The sequence below is a fragment of the Variovorax sp. OV700 genome (genome assembly GCF_900099805.1).
GTDB lineage: Bacteria > Pseudomonadota > Gammaproteobacteria > Burkholderiales > Burkholderiaceae_C > Variovorax.
This window is the reverse complement of sequence record NZ_FNDR01000016.1, coordinates 1-17,683: the sequence shown is the minus strand read 5'-3', so window position 1 is coordinate 17,683 and position 17,683 is coordinate 1. Positions and strand designations below refer to the sequence as shown.

Sequence of the window (17,683 nt, the reverse complement as noted above, 5' to 3'; positions counted from 1 at the left end):
AAAGCGCCCATGACCGACAGCCCATGCCGACGCTGTCCGCATGATTTGCTACAAAGCGGCCGGCATGCCGCGACAACCGAGGAGAGCGAATGAAGGTACCGAACATCGCCGTTTCTTCCCTGATCTCCATGGCCGCCGTGGCCGTAGTGCTGGCGCTGGCGGGCTGCGGCGAAGCCGCCAAGATGCCCCCCGAAGCCACCATCGGACCGCGGCCGCAACTGGCCGAGCCCAACAAGACGCTGATTCCCACCGTCAACGTGGCCACTGCGGTCGGGTGGTCGGACACCGCCGGGCCCAAGGCCGCCGACGGCCTGCGCGTGAATGCGCTGGCGCGCGGGCTGGACCATCCGCGCTGGGTCTACACCCTCCCCAATGGCGACGTGCTGGTGGCCGAAAGCAACAAGCCGCCCAAGCCCGAGGGCACCGCCGACGGCGGCGGCGGCCCCATGGCCAAGATCCGCGACTGGGTCATGGGCAAGGTCATGAGCCGCGCTGGCGCGGGCGTGCCCAGCCCCAACCGAATCACGCTGCTGCGCGATGCTGACGGAGACGGCGCGGCCGAGGTGCGGCACGTTTTCCTCTCGAACCTGAGTTCGCCCTTCGGCATGGCGCTGGTCGGCAATGAGCTTTTCATTGCCAACGCCGACGCGCTCGTCAAGGTGCCCTACACCGAAGGCCAGACCTCGGCGAGCGCCACGCCCACGGTGGTCACGCCGCTGCCGGCGGGCATCAACCACCACTGGACCAAGAACGTGATCGCCAATCCCGACGGCACCAAGCTCTACGTCACGGTCGGCTCCAACAGCAACATCGGCGAGAACGGGTTCGCCGCCGAAGAAGGCCGCGCCGCCATCTGGGAGGTCGACGTGAAGAGCGGCGAGAAGCGCCTGTTCGCGAGCGGCCTGCGCAACCCGAACGGCCTGGCCTGGCACCCCGAGACCAAGGCGCTGTGGACCGTGGTCAACGAGCGCGACGAAATCGGCAGCGATCTCGTGCCCGACTACCTGACCTCCGTGAAGGATGGCGCCTTCTACGGCTGGCCCTGGAGCTACTACGGCGGCCACGTGGATGCGCGTGTCACGCCGCAGAAGCCCGACCTGGTGGCCAAGGCCGTCGTGCCCGACTACGCCCTCGGCTCGCACGTTGCACCGCTGGGGCTGGTGTTTTCCGACGGGCGCGGCATGCCCGCCGAATTCGCGGGCGGTGCCTTCATCGGCGAGCACGGTTCGTGGAACCGCAAGCCCAAGTCGGGCTACAAGGTGGTGTTCGTGCCCTTCATCGGCGGCAACCCGAGCGGGCCGCCGGTCGACGTGCTGACCGGTTTCCTCACGGCGGACGAAAAGGCGCAGGGCCGGCCGGTGGGCGTGGCGCTCGACAAGAACGGCGCGCTGCTGGTGGCGGACGACGTGGGCAACGTGGTCTGGCGCGTCACACGGGCCAAGCCGCAGTAGGCGTCTGGCTTCTAGCGCCGCGGGCGGCCGATTCGGAACAGCCGGTGGCGGCGCAACGCGTGTCCCTCGGGCACGCTCGGGTGATCGAAGGCGCCGGGCAGGTCTTCATGCATGCCGATACGTTCCATCACGGCCGCCGAGCGCAGATTGCCGAGCGCCGTGAACGCCACGATCTCGTCGAGCCCGAGCCGCTCGAAGCCGACCTGCAGGGCGCCGCGCGCCGCCTCGGTCGCGAGTCCCTGTCCCCACCACTGGCGCGCGAAGCGCCAGCCGATCTCGACGCACGGCGAAAAGGGCAGTGCGGCCAGCGGGGCGTTCAGGCCCGTGAACCCCGCGAACTCGCCCGAATCCTTGTGCTCGACGGCCCATAGGCCCCAGCCGTTGGCGGCGATGCGTGCCTTGAGACTTGATGCCAGCGCATCGCTGTCGGCGCGAGTGGGAAGCGGCAACAGGAATGCCATGACTTCCGGGTCGGCGGCGAGCGCGGCAAAGGGCGCGAGATCGCTCTCGCGCCACTGGCGCAACCGAAGGCGCGGGGTCTCGAATTCGATCGGCGGTTGGATGATGGTTTCGGCCATGCGGCCGATTGTGCGCAGAAGCGCTCAGAACCCTGCGAGCACCACCTTGCCCTGCGCAGTGCCGCTTTCGATCAGCGCATGCGCCTTCCGGAGGTTGGCCGCGTTGATGGTGCCGAAGCTCGCATTTGCCGTGGTGCGGATGCGGCCCGCATCGACCAGCGCCGCCACTTCGGCCAGCAGCGCGCCCTGCTCGGCGATGTCAGGCGTTTCGAATCGCGAGCGCGCGAACATCATTTCCCAGTGCAGCGAGATGCACTTGGTCTTGAGCGGCATCGAGTCGAGCGAGGGCAGGTCGTCGATCACCGCGAGCTGGCCCTGGGGCTTGAGGCTTTCGATGATCTGCGCGTAGTGCTGGCCGGTCTGCGTGAGGCTCGCAACCATGTCGACCTCGCCGATGCCGGTGGCCTTGAGTTCGGCCGCGAGCGGCTTCGAATGGTCGATGACCGCGTGTGCGCCGAGCGCCAGGCACCAGGCCCGCGTCTCGGCCCGCGAGGCCGTGGCCACCACGCGCAACTGCGTGAGCTGGCGCGCAAGCTGGATCAGGATCGAACCCACGCCGCCGGCCCCGCCGGTCACGAGCAGCGTCTGTCCTGCGCCGCCGTTCTTCGGAACCTTGAGGCGGTCGAACAGCAGCTCGTACGCGGTGATGGTCGTGAGCGGCAGCGCGGCAGCCTGTGCGTCGTCGAGGCTCTTGGGTGCCAAGGCCGCGATGCGCTCGTCGACCGCATGCAGTTCCGAATTGGCGCCGGGCCGCACGATCGAGCCGGCGTAGTAGACGCGGTCGCCGACCTTGAAGTTCTTCACCGCGGTGCCGACCGCCTCGACGGTGCCGGCGGCATCCCAGCCCAGCACCTTGGCCTGGCCAGCTTCGGGCGCCATGTTCTTGCGCACCTTGGCGTCGACCGGATTGACCGAGATGGCTTTCACGCGCACCAGCAGGTCGCGCGGGCCGGCCACGGGTGCGGGCAGTTCGATGTCCTGCAGCGATTCCGGGTTGTCGATGGGAAGGGCTTGGTAGTAGCCAATGGCTTTCATGTCGAAGAACCTTTCTTGAATGGATGGCGCCACTGTAGGATGGCAATCAGAAATTGATAAGACCAGCTAGATCAGCAACACTTTCAAATGAAGATTGAAAATCTGTCGGACCTGCAGGTGCTGGTGCAGACCGCGCGCGGCGGCACGCTCACGGCCGCCGCCCATGCGTTGGGCATGACACCGGCAGCAGCCAGCGCCACGCTCAAGCGGCTGGAAACGCAGCTCGGCGCGCGCCTGTTCGAGCGCTCGACCCGCGCCATGCGCCTGACTTCGCAGGGCCAGACCTTGCTGGACTACGCGGTGCGCGCCTTCGAACTGCTCGACGAAGGCGAATCTCTGGTCACGGCCGACCGCGGCGAACTGGTCGGCACCTTGCGCGTGGCCGCTCCGTCGGACCTCACGCGCAGCACGCTGCTGCCCTGGTTTGACGAATTCCTCGAACGGCACCCGGGCGTGCAGCTGTCGCTTTCCGTCGGCGACCGGCTGCTCGACGTGACCCGCGACGAGGTCGACGTGGCGCTGCGCTACGGTGCGTTGGCCGATTCACGCCTGGTGGCGCGGCCCTTTGCCCTGACCAATCCGCTGCTTACCGCATCGCCCGGCTACCTGCGCCGCCATGCCGCTCCGAAGACGCCGCAAGACCTGGTGCATCACAACTGCCTCACCTTCGACCGCGGAGGGCGCCGGCATCGCGCGTGGCGCTTTGCACAGAACGGGCAGTGGACCGAAGTGCGGGTGAAGGGCGACCGCAGCGTGGACGACGCCTCGCTGGCGCGCGAGTGGGCCGTGGCGGGGCGCGGCATCACCCTGAAGTCCGCGCTCGACGTGCGCAGCGACATCCAGAGCGGCCGGCTGGTGCACCTGCTGCCCGAGTGGGACACCGAGCCCTATCCGCTGCATGCATTGCTGCCGAGCGGACGCTTCGTGCCGGCGCGCGTGCGGGCCCTGGTGGACTTTCTCGCCCTGAAGTTCGAGGCGCTGACCGCCGCCGTCTAGATCATGGGCGTGACCGCGCCATCCATCGCGACGATCGCGCCGGTGATGTAGCTCGCCTTTGGCGATGCCAGGAACACGACGGCATTGGCAATCTCTTCCGGCGCCGCGATGCGCCCCAGCGGGAGCCGCGCCTTGGCACGCTGCAGCGCCTCGTCGCTACCGATGCCCTGCAGCTTCGCATCCGCCTTCAGCCCTTCCTGCAGCCGCTCGGTGAGCGTGAGGCCGGGGTTCACGGCATTCACGCGCACGCCCTTGGCCGCATAGGCCGCGGCCATGCCGGCGCTCACCAGCATCAGCGCGGCGTTGGCCGCGCCGCCGGCCATGTGGACCGGGCTCGCCACCTTGCCGCCCTGTCCGATCACGTTGACGATGGCGCCGCGGCCGCGCTGGCCCATGCGTTTCACGACCGGATCGATCATGTGGATGTAGGTGAAGTACTTGGCGTCCATGGCGTCGTGCCAGGCGGCGGCGTTCAGCTCGTCGGGCGGCGTGCGGCGCGCGGCGCCGGCGGAATTGACCAGCACATCGACCGGACCGAACCCTTGCTCGGCCGCATCGAGCGCGGCCATGGCACTGGCGGGGTCCTTGAGGTCGGCGGCATGCACCGAGACCCGGCCCTCGGCCTCGGCAAACGCCTCGACCAGCGTCTTGCGGCCCTGCTCCAGGTTCTGCAGATCGCGCGAGACCAGGCTTACGCGCGCGCCCTCGCGCAGGAAGCCCAGCGCGCAGGCCAGGCCGATGCCCTTGCTGCCGCCGGTAATGAGAACGTGCCGGTCCTGGAGTTGGAGGTCCATGAGTGTCCTTGTGTCGTCGAAGAGCGCGCCTGGGCGCGGGATCGCGTGGATTGAATCACCGCTCTAAGATCGGCGGATGAACGCATCCCCGGTATCCCTGCCCCGCTACTGGTCTCAACTGACGACGCGCGACTTCGCTGCGCTCGATGTGGCAGCCACGGTCGCGGTGCTGCCGCTCGGCGCCACCGAGCAGCACGGGCCCCATCTGCCGCTGGGCGTGGACACGGTGCTGGCCGACGGCATCGTGGCGGCGGCGCTGCCGCTGCTGCCGGCGGAATTGCCGGTGCTGTTCCTGCCGACGCAGCAGATCGGCCTGAGCCCCGAGCACGCGCGCTTCGCCGGCACGCTCACGCTGTCGGCCGAGACCCTGATCCGCATGTGGAACGAGATTGGCGCCGGCGTGGCGCGTGCCGGCGTGAAGAAGCTGGTGCTGTTCAATGCGCACGGCGGTCATGTCGGTGCGATGGACATCGTGGCACGCGAGTTGCGCGCGGCGCACGGTCTCATCGTCTATAGCGTGAGCTGGTTCAACCTGCCGCTGGGCGATGCGGGCGCGCAGTTCGGCGCCGACGAACACCGCTTCGGCGTGCATGCTGGCGACATCGAGACCTCGATGATGCTGGCGCTCGCGCCGCAGCAGGTGCGCATGGGCGAGGCGAAGAATTTCCGCTCCACCTCGCAGCAGCGCGCTGCCGACTACGCGATTCTTGGCAACGGCAAGAGTGCCAAGCTGGGATGGGCCATGGAGGATTACAACCCGCAGGGTGCGGCAGGCAACGCGGCCGCCGCGACGGCGCCACGTGGCCAGGCGGTGATCGATGTGGCCGCGGAGCAACTCGCGCTGCTGCTGGCCGAGGTGTCGCGCCTGCCCCTGGACACGGCCAATACGCAGCCGCTGCCCTGACTTTCTGGCTAGGAAGCGCTGCGGGCCAGCACGCCGGCAAACATGCCGGAATCGACGTTGCCGCCGCTCACGCAGATGCCCACCGTCTTGCCGAGCCAGCGCTCCCGCTGCTGGAGCGCACCCGCCAGCGCCGCGGCGCCGGCGCCTTCGGCCACGTTGTGGGTGTCGCTGAAGAGAATGCGCATGGCCTCGGCAATCTCCTCGTCGGTGACGGTGATCACGTCGTCGGCTTCGCGCAGGATCACCTCGACCGATTCGGGCACCGGCGTGCGGCAGGCCATGCCGTCGGCCAGCCGCGTGCTGACCGGCGACTCGACGGGCCGGCCCGCGCGGAAGGAATCGCGATACGCGGTGGCATGCGCGGACACCACGCCCACGAGCCTGGTCGACACGCCGCAATGCGCTCGCGCGGCGGCCGCGGCGGCAAAGCCGGAGCCCAGCCCGATGGGTACGAACAGCACGTCGGGCGGGGCGTCTTTCAGTGCGCTGAAGAATTCGACATACGCGGTCGACACGCCGCGCACCAGCTCGCGATGGAACGACGGCACGCGATGCATGCCGTCGCGCTCGGCGAGCATGGCCGCATGCTCAGAAGCCGCCTGGAAGTCGTCGCCATGCTCGACCAGCTGCACGCCCAGGGCGCGCATGGCGGCATTCTTCTCGATCGAGTTGCCATGCGGCACCACGATGGTGGCCGCGAGCCCGTGCCGCCGAGCCGCGAAGCCGACCGACTGGCCGTGGTTCCCGCGCGTGGCGCTGATGGCATGGCGCACGCCCGGCTGCTCGCGCGCCAGCGTCTCGAAGTAGGTCAGCCCGCCGCGGATCTTGAAGGCGCCCGCGGGGGTGTGGTTCTCGTGCTTGGCCCACACCGCGCTGCCGAGGCGCTGCGCGAGCAGCGGCCATGCGTACTGGGGCGTGGGCGGCATGGCGGCGCCGACGGTGCGCTGTGCGGATTCGATTTCGTCGCGGGTGAACCTCACGGGCGGCCTTTTTATTTGCGTTCTGTCAGTGCGACTCGCACCGCCAGCGCGGCCAGCACGCTGCCCATCACGTACCGCTGCGCGCGCAGCCAGCCGGCGCTTTGCGACAGCACGGCCGTGATGCTTGCGGCGCCGAAGATCACGACGGTATTGACCGCGGCGCTGCTCGCCATCTGTGCCATGCCCAGCTGAATGCTCTGCAGCAGCACCGAACCTCGCTCGGGATGGATGAACTGCGGAAAGAACGAGAGGTAGAACATCGCGACCTTCGGGTTCAACAGGTTGGTGAGAAAACCCATGCGAAACAGCTTGCCCGGCGGATCGGCCGGCAACGCGCGCGCCTCGAAGGGCGCATTGCCGCCGGGCTTGACTGCCTGCCATGCCAGCCACAGCAGATAGGCGGCGCCGGCAAGCCGGATGGCGTCGAACGCGACCGGCACGGCCAGCAGCAGCGCGGTAAGCCCGAGCGCAGCCGCGAACAGGTGGGCCAGGAAAGCCATCATCACGCCGCCGAGCGAGACCAGCCCGGCGCGGCGGCCCTGGATCAGCGTGCGCGACACGCAATAGATCATGTTCGGCCCCGGCGTGAGCGCGAGCAGCATGGAGGCAAGCGCGAACCAGGCGATTTCGGTCAAGGTCAGCATGTCGGTCAGAGCCCTTCGGATTGAAGCGTGACGGGGCCGCGGGGCGTGTCGAGCACGGCCACGAGATTGGGTGCGCCGGACTGCACGGCCATGTCGGACATGCCGATGGCCGACAGTGCGGCATCCAGGGCGGCCGCGCGCGGATGCGTGGCGTGCAGCGATCGCATCACCAGGCCCGAGGCGGGCATGGCGTCGGTGGGGTGCACCGGCCCCCATTGAATCAGCGTGGGCAGCGCGCCATAGAACAGCCGCTGGCCGTCGTCGCGCACCGTGATCTGCCACTCGAGCCGGCCGGCGGGCGTGTCGCGCGAGGCCTCGAGCAAATGGCCGCGGTCGATGTGCGCGTGTTCGTCGTGGGCCAGCGCCCGCAGCGCGGCGTGCGCGTCGGCCACGCGCGCAACGAAGTGCACCAGCCGTGGCCCGTGCTGCAAGAGGCCCGCCTGCAGCGCGGCGTCGTCCAGGTCGAACCAGCGGCGCGTGCCTGGGCGCGACGGCTGCTTGCCAGGCTCGATGGCGATGATTTCGAGGTAGGCCTGGGGAAAGGCCGCGCTCGCGATGTTCAGGAGCCGGTTGTGCGTGCCCATCAGCGGATGCGTACCGCCGGGGCCCGGCGTCACGCCCAGGGTGGCCTCGCACCAGGCCACGCCCTCGGACAGCGAGGCGGCGGCGATCACCAGGTGGTCCAGTTGCGCGTGCATGGTGATTTGCCTTAAAGCGTTACCTGGCCGTCGACGCAGGTCACGGCATCGCCGCCGACCCACACCTTGCCGTCGCCGTCGCGCTCGATGGACACGCGCCCGGCGCGTCCGAGGCACTGGCCCTGCGCGGCCACGTAGCGCTCCGGCATGTGGCCGTCGGCGATCAGCCATTCGGCGAGGCTGGCGTTGAGGCTGCCGGTGACCGGGTCTTCTTCGACGCCGATGGGCGCGGCGAAAGCGCGCACCTCCAGGTCGATCTTCGGGCCGTCGTCGGCTTCGGCCGAGGCCTTGCCGCCAAAAGCGCGTGCCTCGCGGTTCGACCGGCCGATCAGCATCGACGAGCCCTCTGCCACGGGGACGCCCGCCACGCCGGCCTTGACGCCCAGTTCCTTGAGCATGCGGTGGTCGGGCACCAGGCGGAGCACGGTGTCGGCATCGCCGAGCAGCAGGCCGAACCAGACGGGGCCGTTGTCGAGCACCTGGGCCGCGACGATCTGCTGTGCCTTCAGGCCCAGCGCACCCGCCACCTTGGCCAGCAGCGTGGGGCTGGGCGCGCTGCGCTTGAGCGGCGGGGCCGAGAACGCCAGGCGCTCGCCCTCGCGGCGCAGCGGCACCAGGCCCGCCGCGCATTGCTGCACGATGCGGCCCGCCGCCTTGGGCTTGCCGCCGGCCTGCAGCCAGGCATGGCAGCTGCCGATGGTGGGGTGGCCCGCGAAAGGCAGCTCGCCGCCGGGCGTGAAGATGCGCACGCGGTAGTCGGCCGTAGGGTCGGTCGGAGGCAGCAAAAAGGTGGTTTCGGACAGGTTCGTCCACTGCGCAAAGCGCTGCATCTCGGCGTCATCGAGACCTGCGCCGTCGAGCACCACGGCAAGCGGATTGCCGAGGTAGGGCGTTGCGGTGAAGACGTCGACTTGTTTGAACGGGCGGGGTTTCATGGGTGTCATTCGAGCGGAAGGTCGAGCACGCCGCGCGTGCCGGGACGGGAGATCAGTTCGCCGTACCAGCGTTCGAGGTTCGGCCAGCTGGGGCGCTGGTATTCGGCCGGCGGCAGGCCGAACCAGCGGTGGGCTTCGCAGCCGATGGGAATGTCGGCCATCGTGAAGCGGTCGCCCGCCATGAAAGGTCGGCGTGCAAGGTGCGCGTCGAGCATCGCGAACAGCGCCTCGCTCGCACGGACGGAGGCGGCGATGAGCGCCGGTTCGCGTTCGGCCGGGGCCGTGCGCACCCATTGCACGAAGGCGTCGCGGCTCGCGCGGTTGAGCGTGGTCTGCTGCCAGTCCATCCAGCGCTCGGCGTCGAAGCGCGCGGGCAGTTCGCTCGGGTAGAACTTGCCGTGCGAGTGCTTGGCGCACAGGTAGCGCACGATCACGTTCGATTCCCAGAGCGTGACGCGCTCGCTGCCTTCGCCGTCGTCGATGGTGGGCACCATCGCGTTCGGGTTGAGCGCAAGGTATTCGGGCGTCTGCACCACGCCGAACCGGCCGCCGGCTTCGGTGCGTTGAAAGTCGAGCCCGAGCTCCTGCGCGCACCAGACGACTTTGCGCACATTGATCGAACTGATGCGGCCCCAGATGTTGAGCATGTGTTCAGCTTCCTTGGACAGGTGTGGCAGACAGGGCGGACGGCATGGAAGGACGGTCGAGCAGCAGCAGGCGAATCGCCAGGCCGACCATCACCACAGCCAGCAGGCCGCGCTGAAATCTTTCAGCCCCCGGTCGGCGCTGCAGCCAGTGGCCGACCTGCCCGCTGCATGCGCCGAGCAGCGTGTTGAACGCGAGCGCGGCTGCCGACAGCATGACGCCGAGCTGCACCAGTTGCAAGGGCACGCTGCCGCGCGCCGGGTCGACGAACTGCGGCAGAAACACCATGAAGAACAGCAGCGCCTTCGGATTGACGAGGTTGTTGAGGAACGCCATGCGCACGATGCGTGCGAAGGCGGACGGCTGCACCCGCGCACCCGCCGGGAGGCCGCCGCTGCTACGAAGGGCCTGCACCGCCAGCCACAGCAGGTACAGCGCGCCGGCATACCGCAGCAGGTCGAAGGAGGGCGGCCATGCCGCCACCAGCGCGGTGACCCCGGTGGCGGCGAAGAGCATGTGCACCAGATCGGCCGACGAGATGCCGAGCGCCGCCGCGAAACCGCCGCGCGGTCCATGGGCCACGCCATGCGAGAGCACGAAGGCCATGTTCGGCCCCGGCGACAGGAACAGCGCCAGAACGGCCAGGAGGAAGAGCGCGAGCGTGGCGAGGCTGATCATGGTGTCGACCGGTTTTCTCTTTCTTTCAGGCCGTGGCGGCCGCGGCTGCTGGAACCGAGGGGAGATAAGGCTCGATGTTGCGCAGGGCGCGTGCCACGTAGTCTTCTTTTTCGCCGACCGGCGCGACATAGTGCAGCGCGTTCTTTGCGGCCTCGATGCCTTCGCTGCGCGCGATGAGCCAGGCCGCGAGGTAGGGCGCCGACAGGCAGCCGCCGGCGGTGGCTACGTTGCCGTTGGCGAAGAAAGGCTGGTTCAGCACCTCGACGCCGGCCTCTTGCACCCAGGGCTTGGTCGTGAGGTCGGTGCAGGCGGGCACCGCACCCAGCAGGCCCAGCTTGGCGAGCAGCAGGGTGCCGGAGCATTGCGCGCCGATCAGCTGCCGCTTGGCGTCGAGCCGGCGCAGCACGCCCATGATGGCCGGATCGGCTGCTACTTCGCGCGTGCGGATGCCGCTGCCCACGAGCACAGCCTCGGCTTCGGCGGCCGCTTCGAGCGTGGAGCTCGCATGCACGGTGACGCCGTTCATCGAGGTCACCGTGGCGCTGGGCGCGGCCAGCGTCACGCGCCAGCCCGGCTTCCTGATGCGGTTGAGCACCCCGAGCGCGATCAGCGAGTCGAGTTCGTTGAAGCCGTCGAAAGTGAGGATGGCGATGTGCATCGGGCGTGCCTCGTAGGCTGGCTCAGACGGGTTCGGGCGCGAGCCTGCGCTCGCCCAGCAGCGCCAGTTCTTCGCGCAGCGTCAGGGCCAGCGCGGCGATGGCGATGTCGATCTCCTCGACGCTGGCCGTGACGAACGACAGGCGCAGCGTGCGCGGATCGCCCTCGCCTGCATAGAACGGCGCACCTGGAACGAAGGCAACGTTGCGCTCCACCGCCTTGGGCAGCAGCGCCACAGTGTCGATTCCCTCGGGCAGCCGCGCCCACAGGAACATGCCGCCTTTGGGCACGTTGAACTTCACGTCGAGGCCGGCCATCTCGCGCGTGAGCGCGGCGATCATCGCGTCGCGCTGGCGCTTGTAGAGCGCGCGAATGGTCGGCACATGGCGCTCGAGGAAGTTGTCTTTCATCACTGCGGAAACCATGCGCTGCGTGAAGATGGGCGTGTGCAGGTCGACCGCCTGCTTGGCCTGCAGCAGCTTCGGGTAGATGGCCTTCGGCGCGACGAGAAAGCCCAGGCGCAGGCCGGGGGCCAGCACCTTCGAGAACGAGCCCAGGTAGATGCAGCCTTCGGGGTTGCGCGCGGTCAGCGGCAGCGGCGGTCCTTCGTCGAACCACAGCTCGCCGTAGGGGTTGTCCTCGACGATCGGCAGGCCGGCCGCGGCCGCAGCGGCCGACACGGCGGCGCGGCGCTCTTCGGTCATGGTGCGGCCGGTGGGATTCTGGAAGTTGGGCAGCAGGTAGACAAAACGGGCGTCCTTCGACTTTGCGACCAGGTCGTCCACGATGACACCGTCGTCGTCGCTGGCCACGCTCACGGGCTGCGGCTCCATCGGGCCGAAGGCCTGCAGCGCGCCGAGGTAGGTGGGCGTTTCGACCAGCACCTTGCTGCCGGGGTCGAGCAGCACCTTGGCCACGAGGTCGAGGCCCTGCTGCGAGCCGGTGGTGATGAGCACCTGCGCGGGATCGACGTTCCACGGCAGCATGTCGGCCACCGCTTGGCGCAACGGCGCATAGCCTTCGCTCGCGGCATATTGCAGGGCCGCCTGGCCGTCGTTGTGCAGCACCTCGGCGCAGGCGTCGGCAAAGGCCTGGATCGGAAAGGTCTTGGGCGAGGGCAGACCGCCGGCCAGGCTGATGATGCCGGGGCGCTCGGTGACCTTGAGGATTTCACGCAGCACCGACGGATTCATCTTGGCGGCGCGGGCGGCGAGTTTCCAGTTCATGGGTTCTTCTTTCAGGCGGGTGAGGTGAGATGCGAATTTGTTCAGGATTGTTCGGCATGCGCGGCGCGCGGCGAAACGGCCTTCACGGGCTGCGGCTGCGAAAGGCGCTTGCCGAGCATCACCGTGCAGACCACGGCAATGGCAAAACCCAGCGTGACCACGTCGAGCGGTTCGCCCAGCAGCGGAATGGAGGCAAGTATCGAGAGAAAAGGCTGCAACAGCTGGGTCTGGCTCACGCGCAGTGCGCCGCCCATTGCGAGGCCGCGGTACCAGGCGAAGAAGCCAATCCACATCGAGAACACGCCGACGTAGACGAAGCCCAGCCAGGCCGACGTGGCGATGGGTTCCTCCGGCCACAGGGCCAGCGTGGCCGGCAAGGTGACGGGCAGCGCCATCACGCAGACCCAGCAGATCACGCGCTCAGCGCCGAGCGACGGCGTGACCTGCGCGCCGTAGATGTAGCCGAACGAAGCGGCGATGACCGCGCCGACCAGCAGCAGATCAGCCCATTCGAAACCGAAGCCATGGCCGTTCTGGCTGGCACGCAGCAGCGAAAACAGCACGACGAGCACGCTACCCGCCACGGCGCAAAGCCAGAAGCCGAGCCGCGCGCGCTGGTGCAGCACCAGCGCGGCGACCGCCGCGGTGACGAGCGGCAGCAGCGCCGTCACCACCGCCGCATGGCTGGCCGTGACCACGCGCAATGCGTAGGCCAGCAGCAGCGGATAGCCGATCACGTTGCCGAGCACCGCCATGCCCAGGGGCTTCCACTGTTGCGGTGCGGGCCGCGGCGAGCGCGTGGCGAGCAGGAAGACCGTCGAGAGAATGCCCGCCAAGGCGGCGCGCCCGAGCGTGACGAACCAGGGCGAAAGCTGCGGTGCGCCCTGCGTGCCGGTGGCCAGCCGCGTCATCGGCAAGGTGACGGCGAACAGCGCCACGCCGATCACGCCGAGCCACATGCCGAGGGTCTCGTCCTTGATGTGGAGGCTGCGGCTCATACGCTCAGCATCCACCACGCCGTGAGCACCAGCACCAGGCCCATCGCACGGTTGAACCACAGCAGGCGCTTGCCCTTGGACAGCCAGTCGCGCAGCAGCGCGCCGGCCAGGGCGTAGGCGAAATTGCTGGCGAAGGCATAGACCAGCATCACCGGCGCGACGATGGCGAAGCGGCCGAGAGCATCGGGCTGCCCCGCGATCCAGCCGGCCACCAGCGTGAGCGCGAGCAGCCAGGCCTTGATGTTGACGAACTGAAGCATCACGCCCTGGCCGAAGCCGATATTCAGGCTGGCGCTGTCCGCGCGGCCGAGCGTGCCGCTGCCGCTGAGCTTGTAGGCCAGCCACAGCAGGTAGCCCACGCCCAGCGCCTTGATGCCCAGGCGAAGCGGAGGCACCGCCACCACCAGCGCGCCGATGCCGGCCGCGCAAAGAACCAGCAGCAGTGTCCAGCCGACCGGCACCGCCACCACGAAGCGCATCGCCCGCGGCAGCCCCCCGTTGGCCGCCAGAGCAGTGGAAAGCGTGGTGTTGGGACCGGGCGAGAAACTCATCGCCGTGGCCAGCACCAGCAGCGCGGTGAATTCTTGCCAGTTCATTGCATACACTCTAAACTTTGCGACCATTACAGTTCCAATACAGTTGGTCGAACATAATCCAAAACTGTATTGGTCTGCCTTTCGACACAGAAGCCCAACCCGATGCTGACACGAACCTCCACCCAGTCGCTCACCGGGCAATTGGCCGACCGGCTGGCCGAGCGCATCCGCACCCGGCTCCTGCCGCCTGGCGCGCGCCTGCCCTCGGTGCGCGAATGCGCGCGCCAGCAGGGCGTGAGCCCGTACACGGTGGTGGCGGCCTACGACCAGTTGCTGGCCCAGGGCCTGGTGGAGGCACGCCGGCAGCGCGGGTTCTACGTGCGCGATTCGGCGCCAGCGCAGGAGGGGCGCCCGCCCAACGCAGCCCCCATGGTCGCGCAGATGATGGCCTCGCGCGTGCCGGCCGATGCAAGCTCGCTCATCCGCAGCATGTTTCACCGGCCGAGCGACAAGCCGCAGCCGGGAATGGGCGTGTTTCCGCCGGAGTGGATGTCATCGACCTTCATGCCGACGGCGGTGCGCCGCATGACCAGTACAGCCGCGCTGCAGGAGCTGTCGCTCCAGTACGGAGAGCCCGCCGGCGACGCCGCGCTGCGCCGCAGCCTGTCGAACAAGCTCATGGGCATCAACGTGCCCGCCGCGCCCGACCAGATCGTGACGACCGTGGGCGCCACGCATGCGCTGGACATCGTGAGCCGCACGCTGCTGCGCGCTGGCGATCCGGTGATGGTCGAGGAGCCCGGCTGGGCGCTGGAGTTCGCTCGGCTGGAGGCGCTGGGCATGCGCATCCTGCCGGTGCCGCGCCGCGCCGACGGGCCCGACCTGGAGGTAATGGCGCAGTACTGCGCGCTGCACCAGCCCAAGCTCTTCGTGAGCGTGAGTGTGCTGCACAACCCGACCGGCTACAGCCTCACGCCGGGCAGTGCGCACCGCGTGCTGAAACTGGCCAATGAATACGACTTTCACATCGTCGAGGACGACACCTACAGTCACCTGGCGCCCGAGCACGCCACGCGGCTCAGCGCACTCGACGGGCTGCAGCGCACCATCTACGTCAGCGGTTTTGCCAAGATCCTGGCGCCCAACTGGCGCATCGGTTTCCTGGCCGCCTCGCCCGAACTGAAGGAGCGGCTGCTCGAAACCAAGCTGCTTGCCACGCTCACCACGCCCGCGCTGTTCGAGCGCGCGCTTTCATGGTGTATCGACCAGGGTCAGCTGCGGCGGCATGCCGACCGCATACGCATCCGGCTCGACGGCGCGCGCGGCCGTGCCGTGAAGCTCGCCATGTCGCACGGCTGCACCTTCGCATCGGAGCCGGCTGGCCTCTTCGGCTGGGTCGATACCGGCGTGGACACGGATGCGCTCACGCAGCGCATGCTCGACCAGGGCTACCTGCTGGCACCGGGCTCGCTGTTCCATGCGCGGCGGCCGCCGAGCACGATGATGCGGATCAATTTCGCGACCTCGCAGGACGCGGCATTCTGGAAAGTCTTCAGCAAGGTCCGCGCCGAGCTTTGACGGGTTTTGCCTCGCATGACGTGAGCGTTCGCAGGTCCAAAAGAGGGGTGCCTTGGAGTAAGCTGGCATCAGAAGAAAACCCAACCCCGGAGACCGCCGCATGAGCAACGCCAGCCAACCCTTCGACTTCAGCCAATTTGTCCCTGGATTCGATTTTCTGAAGAACCTTGCCGGCGGCGCCGCCGGTGGTTCGGGTGGCGGCGCAGCGCCGGGGTTGCCCGGGCTTGCAAGCTGGGTGGCGCCCACGCTGAGCGTCGAAGAAGTCGACAAGCGCATCCAGGAACTCAAGACGGTGCAGTACTGGCTCGAACAGAACGGCCATGCGCTCAAGGCCACCATCCAGGCGCTCGAAGTGCAAAAGATGACACTTTCGACCTTGCGCGGCATGAACGTGCGGATGGAAGATATCGCCAATGCGTTCACCAAGCAGGCGGCCGCCGCGGCGCCTGCTGCTGCTTCTTCCGCGCCTGTGTCGGCACCGGCCGCTGCTGCGCCAGTGGAGGCCGAGCCCGAAGCCGAACCGGAGGAGGAAGCGCCGGAGACCACCAGGAAGTCGCGCAGCAAGCCGCCTTCGTCCGCGGCCGCTTCGGGCGGCAACGGCGGTGTGGTGGATCCGATGCAATGGTGGGGCTCGTTGACCGAGCAGTTTCAGCAGATTGCCAGCTCGGCGCTGCAGGATGCAGCCCAGCTCAAGGTGCCGGCCATGGCCCAGCCATTGGCCGATGCAGTAGACAAGGCCATGGGCAAGCCGGCGGCTCCCGCAGCTGCCAAGTCCGCGGCCAGGAAGGCGGCCGCAGCGCCCGCCGCAAAGAAGAAGGCACCGACCGCCGCGCGCAAGCGAACCACCGGCCGGCGCTGACGCCAGACAAGAAACTTTCGAAGAGAACGGGTTGGCACGCATCATGAAGTTGTTTCCTTCCGGCCACGCCACCCATCCGCAATGGCGCATGGCGGCCGGCCTTGTGCTGGCGCAGTTGCGGGCGCAGATGGCGCTGCCCGACTACGCGTCGTCGCCGACGCTGGGGCTGCTCTACATCACCGACCACTACGCGTCGGATGCGCAAGACATCCTCGATCACCTGAGCGCCGAGCTTCCCGAGGTCACCGATTGGTCGGGCACGGTCGGCATCGGTGTGTCGGCCAACAATGCCGAGTATTTCGACGAACCCGGCCTCTGCCTGATGCTCTGCGCGCTGCCAAGCGATCAGTACCGGGTGTTCTCCGGTGTGGCGCCACTGGGCAATTCGGAGATGAGCGGTTTCGAGGCGCACACGGCGCTGGTGCATGCGGACCCCGCGACACCCGACCTGACGGAACTCATCGGCGAAATGGCCGGCCGCACCGACACCGGCTATCTGTTCGGCGGGCTCTCGTCGGGCCGCGCGGGCGCGCTGCAGTTCGCGGTAGGCGGCAACGGCAACATTCGCGGGCACGGGGCGGCGGGCGGCGTGTTCTCGGGAGGCTTGTCGGGCGTGGTGTTCGGCGAAGGCGTGCGGCTGGTGTCGCGCGTCACGCAGGGCTGCCAGCCGCTGCGATCGGGCGCGGGACGCGAGCGCGAGATCACCGAGGCCGACGGCAATCTGCTGCTCAAGCTCGACGGCGAACCGGCACTCGACGTGCTGCTGGCCGACCTGCAGGTGTCGCTCGAGCGGCCGCAGGAAGCCATCGACGCCGTGCGCGCCACCCTGGTGGGCCTTGCCGATGCGGGCAGCGACGGCATTCGCCGCACCGGCGACCTGGGCGCCGACGTGCTGGTGCGCCACATCATCGGCCTGGACCCCACGCGACGCGGCATCGCCATTGCCGACGTGGCCGAGGCCGGCATGCGCCTGACCTTCTGCCGCCGCAATGCGCAAGCCGCGCGCGCCGACCTGATGCGCATCTGCGCGGAAATCCGCGAAGAGCTGGAGCCCGAGGAGCAGACGCTGGCCACCGCGCGCGCCGTGGCGGCCGGTGAGGCTGAGGCGGCGCCGCATCCGGCGCGCCGCATTGCAGGGGCCGTGTACGTGAGCTGCTCGGGGCGCGGCGGGCCGCACTTCGGCGCGCCGGGCGCCGAACTGCAGATCGTGCGGCATGCACTGGGTGACGTGCCGCTGGTCGGTTTCTTTGCGGCGGGCGAGATCGCCCGGCACCACCTGTATGGCTATACGGGGGTGCTGACGGTATTTACCGGCAAGGACTGAACCCCGGAACTGCCGCTTGGCGCTCGTTCAGGCTGGCTGCAGCACGCGCGCAGCGGGCGCGGGCATGCCCGAGAACGCGAAATCCACCTCCGGCGCGAGCCCGCTCACGATGCGCGCAATCGACTTGCCCGAGCCGCAGGCATGCGTCCAGCCCAGCGTGCCGTGGC

General features: G+C 68.7%; 19 protein-coding genes and 1 pseudogene. 6 read left to right on the top strand and 14 right to left on the bottom strand.

All coding sequences use genetic code 11. The features are described from left to right. Positions 1 to 89 precede the first annotated feature (89 nt). Positions 90 to 1,451, top strand: coding sequence for a PQQ-dependent sugar dehydrogenase (locus tag BLR24_RS27110; protein ID WP_093023249.1), 1,362 nt, complete (start codon positions 90 to 92; stop codon positions 1,449 to 1,451). A gap of 11 nt (positions 1,452 to 1,462) precedes the next feature. Here the strand turns inward: BLR24_RS27110 and BLR24_RS27105 are convergent, their stop codons facing one another. Both BLR24_RS27105 and BLR24_RS27100 read right to left on the bottom strand, forming a co-directional pair. After that, the gene (locus BLR24_RS27105; RefSeq protein WP_175543362.1) at positions 1,463 to 2,029 is read right to left on the bottom strand and encodes a GNAT family N-acetyltransferase; all 567 of its coding nucleotides are present in this window, start codon (positions 2,027 to 2,029) and stop codon (positions 1,463 to 1,465) included. Between the two features lie 24 nt (positions 2,030 to 2,053). Continuing rightward, positions 2,054 to 3,064 carry a zinc-binding alcohol dehydrogenase family protein gene (locus BLR24_RS27100; protein WP_093023247.1) on the bottom strand — a complete coding sequence of 337 codons (1,011 nt, stop codon included), beginning with the start codon at positions 3,062 to 3,064 and terminating at the stop codon, positions 2,054 to 2,056. Positions 3,065 to 3,151: 87 nt separating this feature from the next. Between BLR24_RS27100 and BLR24_RS27095 the strand changes: the two genes are divergently transcribed. After that, positions 3,152 to 4,060 carry a LysR family transcriptional regulator gene (locus BLR24_RS27095; protein WP_093023245.1) on the top strand — a complete coding sequence of 303 codons (909 nt, stop codon included), beginning with the start codon at positions 3,152 to 3,154 and terminating at the stop codon, positions 4,058 to 4,060. On the opposite strand, the gene BLR24_RS27090 is transcribed toward BLR24_RS27095, so the two are convergent. Further along, complete coding sequence (locus BLR24_RS27090) at positions 4,057 to 4,854, bottom strand: SDR family oxidoreductase (protein WP_093023243.1); 798 nt, start codon at positions 4,852 to 4,854, stop codon at positions 4,057 to 4,059. The genes BLR24_RS27095 and BLR24_RS27090 overlap by 4 nt on opposite strands. 76 nt (positions 4,855 to 4,930) lie before the next feature. On the opposite strand from BLR24_RS27090, the gene BLR24_RS27085 reads away from it, so the two are divergent. After that, complete coding sequence (locus BLR24_RS27085; protein WP_093023241.1) at positions 4,931 to 5,758, top strand: creatininase family protein; 828 nt, start codon at positions 4,931 to 4,933, stop codon at positions 5,756 to 5,758. 8 nt (positions 5,759 to 5,766) lie between these two features. Here BLR24_RS27085 and BLR24_RS27080 read toward each other — a convergent pair whose 3' ends face one another. The 10 genes from BLR24_RS27080 to BLR24_RS27035 are packed head-to-tail and all read right to left on the bottom strand — an operon-like array spanning position 5,767 to position 13,815. Continuing rightward, a complete protein-coding gene (locus BLR24_RS27080; protein ID WP_093023239.1) occupies positions 5,767 to 6,738 on the bottom strand; it encodes a threonine dehydratase in 972 nt (323 codons plus the stop codon). Between the two features lie 11 nt (positions 6,739 to 6,749). After that, positions 6,750 to 7,382, bottom strand: a complete 633-nt coding sequence (locus BLR24_RS27075; RefSeq protein ID WP_093023237.1) for a LysE family translocator — start codon at positions 7,380 to 7,382, stop codon at positions 6,750 to 6,752. Positions 7,383 to 7,387: 5 nt separating this feature from the next. Next, positions 7,388 to 8,080: a VOC family protein gene (locus BLR24_RS27070; protein ID WP_093023235.1), complete on the bottom strand. Its 693-nt coding sequence runs from the start codon at positions 8,078 to 8,080 to the stop codon at positions 7,388 to 7,390. Between the two features lie 11 nt (positions 8,081 to 8,091). Then, the gene (locus tag BLR24_RS27065; RefSeq protein WP_175543361.1) at positions 8,092 to 9,015 is read right to left on the bottom strand and encodes a PhzF family phenazine biosynthesis protein; all 924 of its coding nucleotides are present in this window, start codon (positions 9,013 to 9,015) and stop codon (positions 8,092 to 8,094) included. Positions 9,016 to 9,020: 5 nt separating this feature from the next. Then, the gene (locus BLR24_RS27060; protein ID WP_093023231.1) at positions 9,021 to 9,662 is read right to left on the bottom strand and encodes a glutathione S-transferase family protein; all 642 of its coding nucleotides are present in this window, start codon (positions 9,660 to 9,662) and stop codon (positions 9,021 to 9,023) included. Positions 9,663 to 9,666: 4 nt separating this feature from the next. After that, the gene (locus BLR24_RS27055) at positions 9,667 to 10,338 is read right to left on the bottom strand and encodes a LysE family translocator (RefSeq protein ID WP_093023229.1); all 672 of its coding nucleotides are present in this window, start codon (positions 10,336 to 10,338) and stop codon (positions 9,667 to 9,669) included. Positions 10,339 to 10,363: 25 nt separating this feature from the next. Further along, positions 10,364 to 10,996, bottom strand: coding sequence for a DJ-1/PfpI family protein (locus BLR24_RS27050; protein ID WP_093023227.1), 633 nt, complete (start codon positions 10,994 to 10,996; stop codon positions 10,364 to 10,366). A gap of 22 nt (positions 10,997 to 11,018) precedes the next feature. Then, entirely contained in the window at positions 11,019 to 12,221 is a 1,203-nt protein-coding gene (locus tag BLR24_RS27045) for an aminotransferase-like domain-containing protein (RefSeq protein ID WP_093023224.1), read from the bottom strand. 41 nt (positions 12,222 to 12,262) lie between these two features. Continuing rightward, a complete protein-coding gene (locus tag BLR24_RS27040) occupies positions 12,263 to 13,219 on the bottom strand; it encodes a DMT family transporter (RefSeq protein ID WP_093023222.1) in 957 nt (318 codons plus the stop codon). After that, on the bottom strand, positions 13,216 to 13,815 hold the full coding sequence (locus BLR24_RS27035; RefSeq protein ID WP_093023220.1) for a LysE family translocator: 600 nt from the start codon (positions 13,813 to 13,815) through the stop codon (positions 13,216 to 13,218). The genes BLR24_RS27040 and BLR24_RS27035 overlap by 4 nt, the downstream gene beginning before the upstream one ends. Positions 13,816 to 13,917: 102 nt before the next feature. On the opposite strand from BLR24_RS27035, the gene BLR24_RS27030 reads away from it, so the two are divergent. The 3 genes from BLR24_RS27030 (at position 13,918) to BLR24_RS27020 (ending at position 17,516) form a co-directional block, all read left to right on the top strand. Beyond that, complete coding sequence (locus BLR24_RS27030) at positions 13,918 to 15,333, top strand: aminotransferase-like domain-containing protein (protein WP_093023218.1); 1,416 nt, start codon at positions 13,918 to 13,920, stop codon at positions 15,331 to 15,333. Between the two features lie 100 nt (positions 15,334 to 15,433). Then, positions 15,434 to 16,192: a PhaM family polyhydroxyalkanoate granule multifunctional regulatory protein gene (locus BLR24_RS27025; protein ID WP_093023216.1), complete on the top strand. Its 759-nt coding sequence runs from the start codon at positions 15,434 to 15,436 to the stop codon at positions 16,190 to 16,192. A gap of 43 nt (positions 16,193 to 16,235) precedes the next feature. Then, positions 16,236 to 17,516 (top strand): FIST signal transduction protein, encoded by a 1,281-nt coding sequence (locus BLR24_RS27020; protein WP_093023214.1) that lies wholly within the window; start codon positions 16,236 to 16,238, stop codon positions 17,514 to 17,516. Positions 17,517 to 17,543: 27 nt separating this feature from the next. Here BLR24_RS27020 and BLR24_RS31140 read toward each other — a convergent pair. Further along, a pseudogene (locus BLR24_RS31140) lies at positions 17,544 to 17,683 on the bottom strand (amino acid dehydrogenase); the annotation flags it as partial.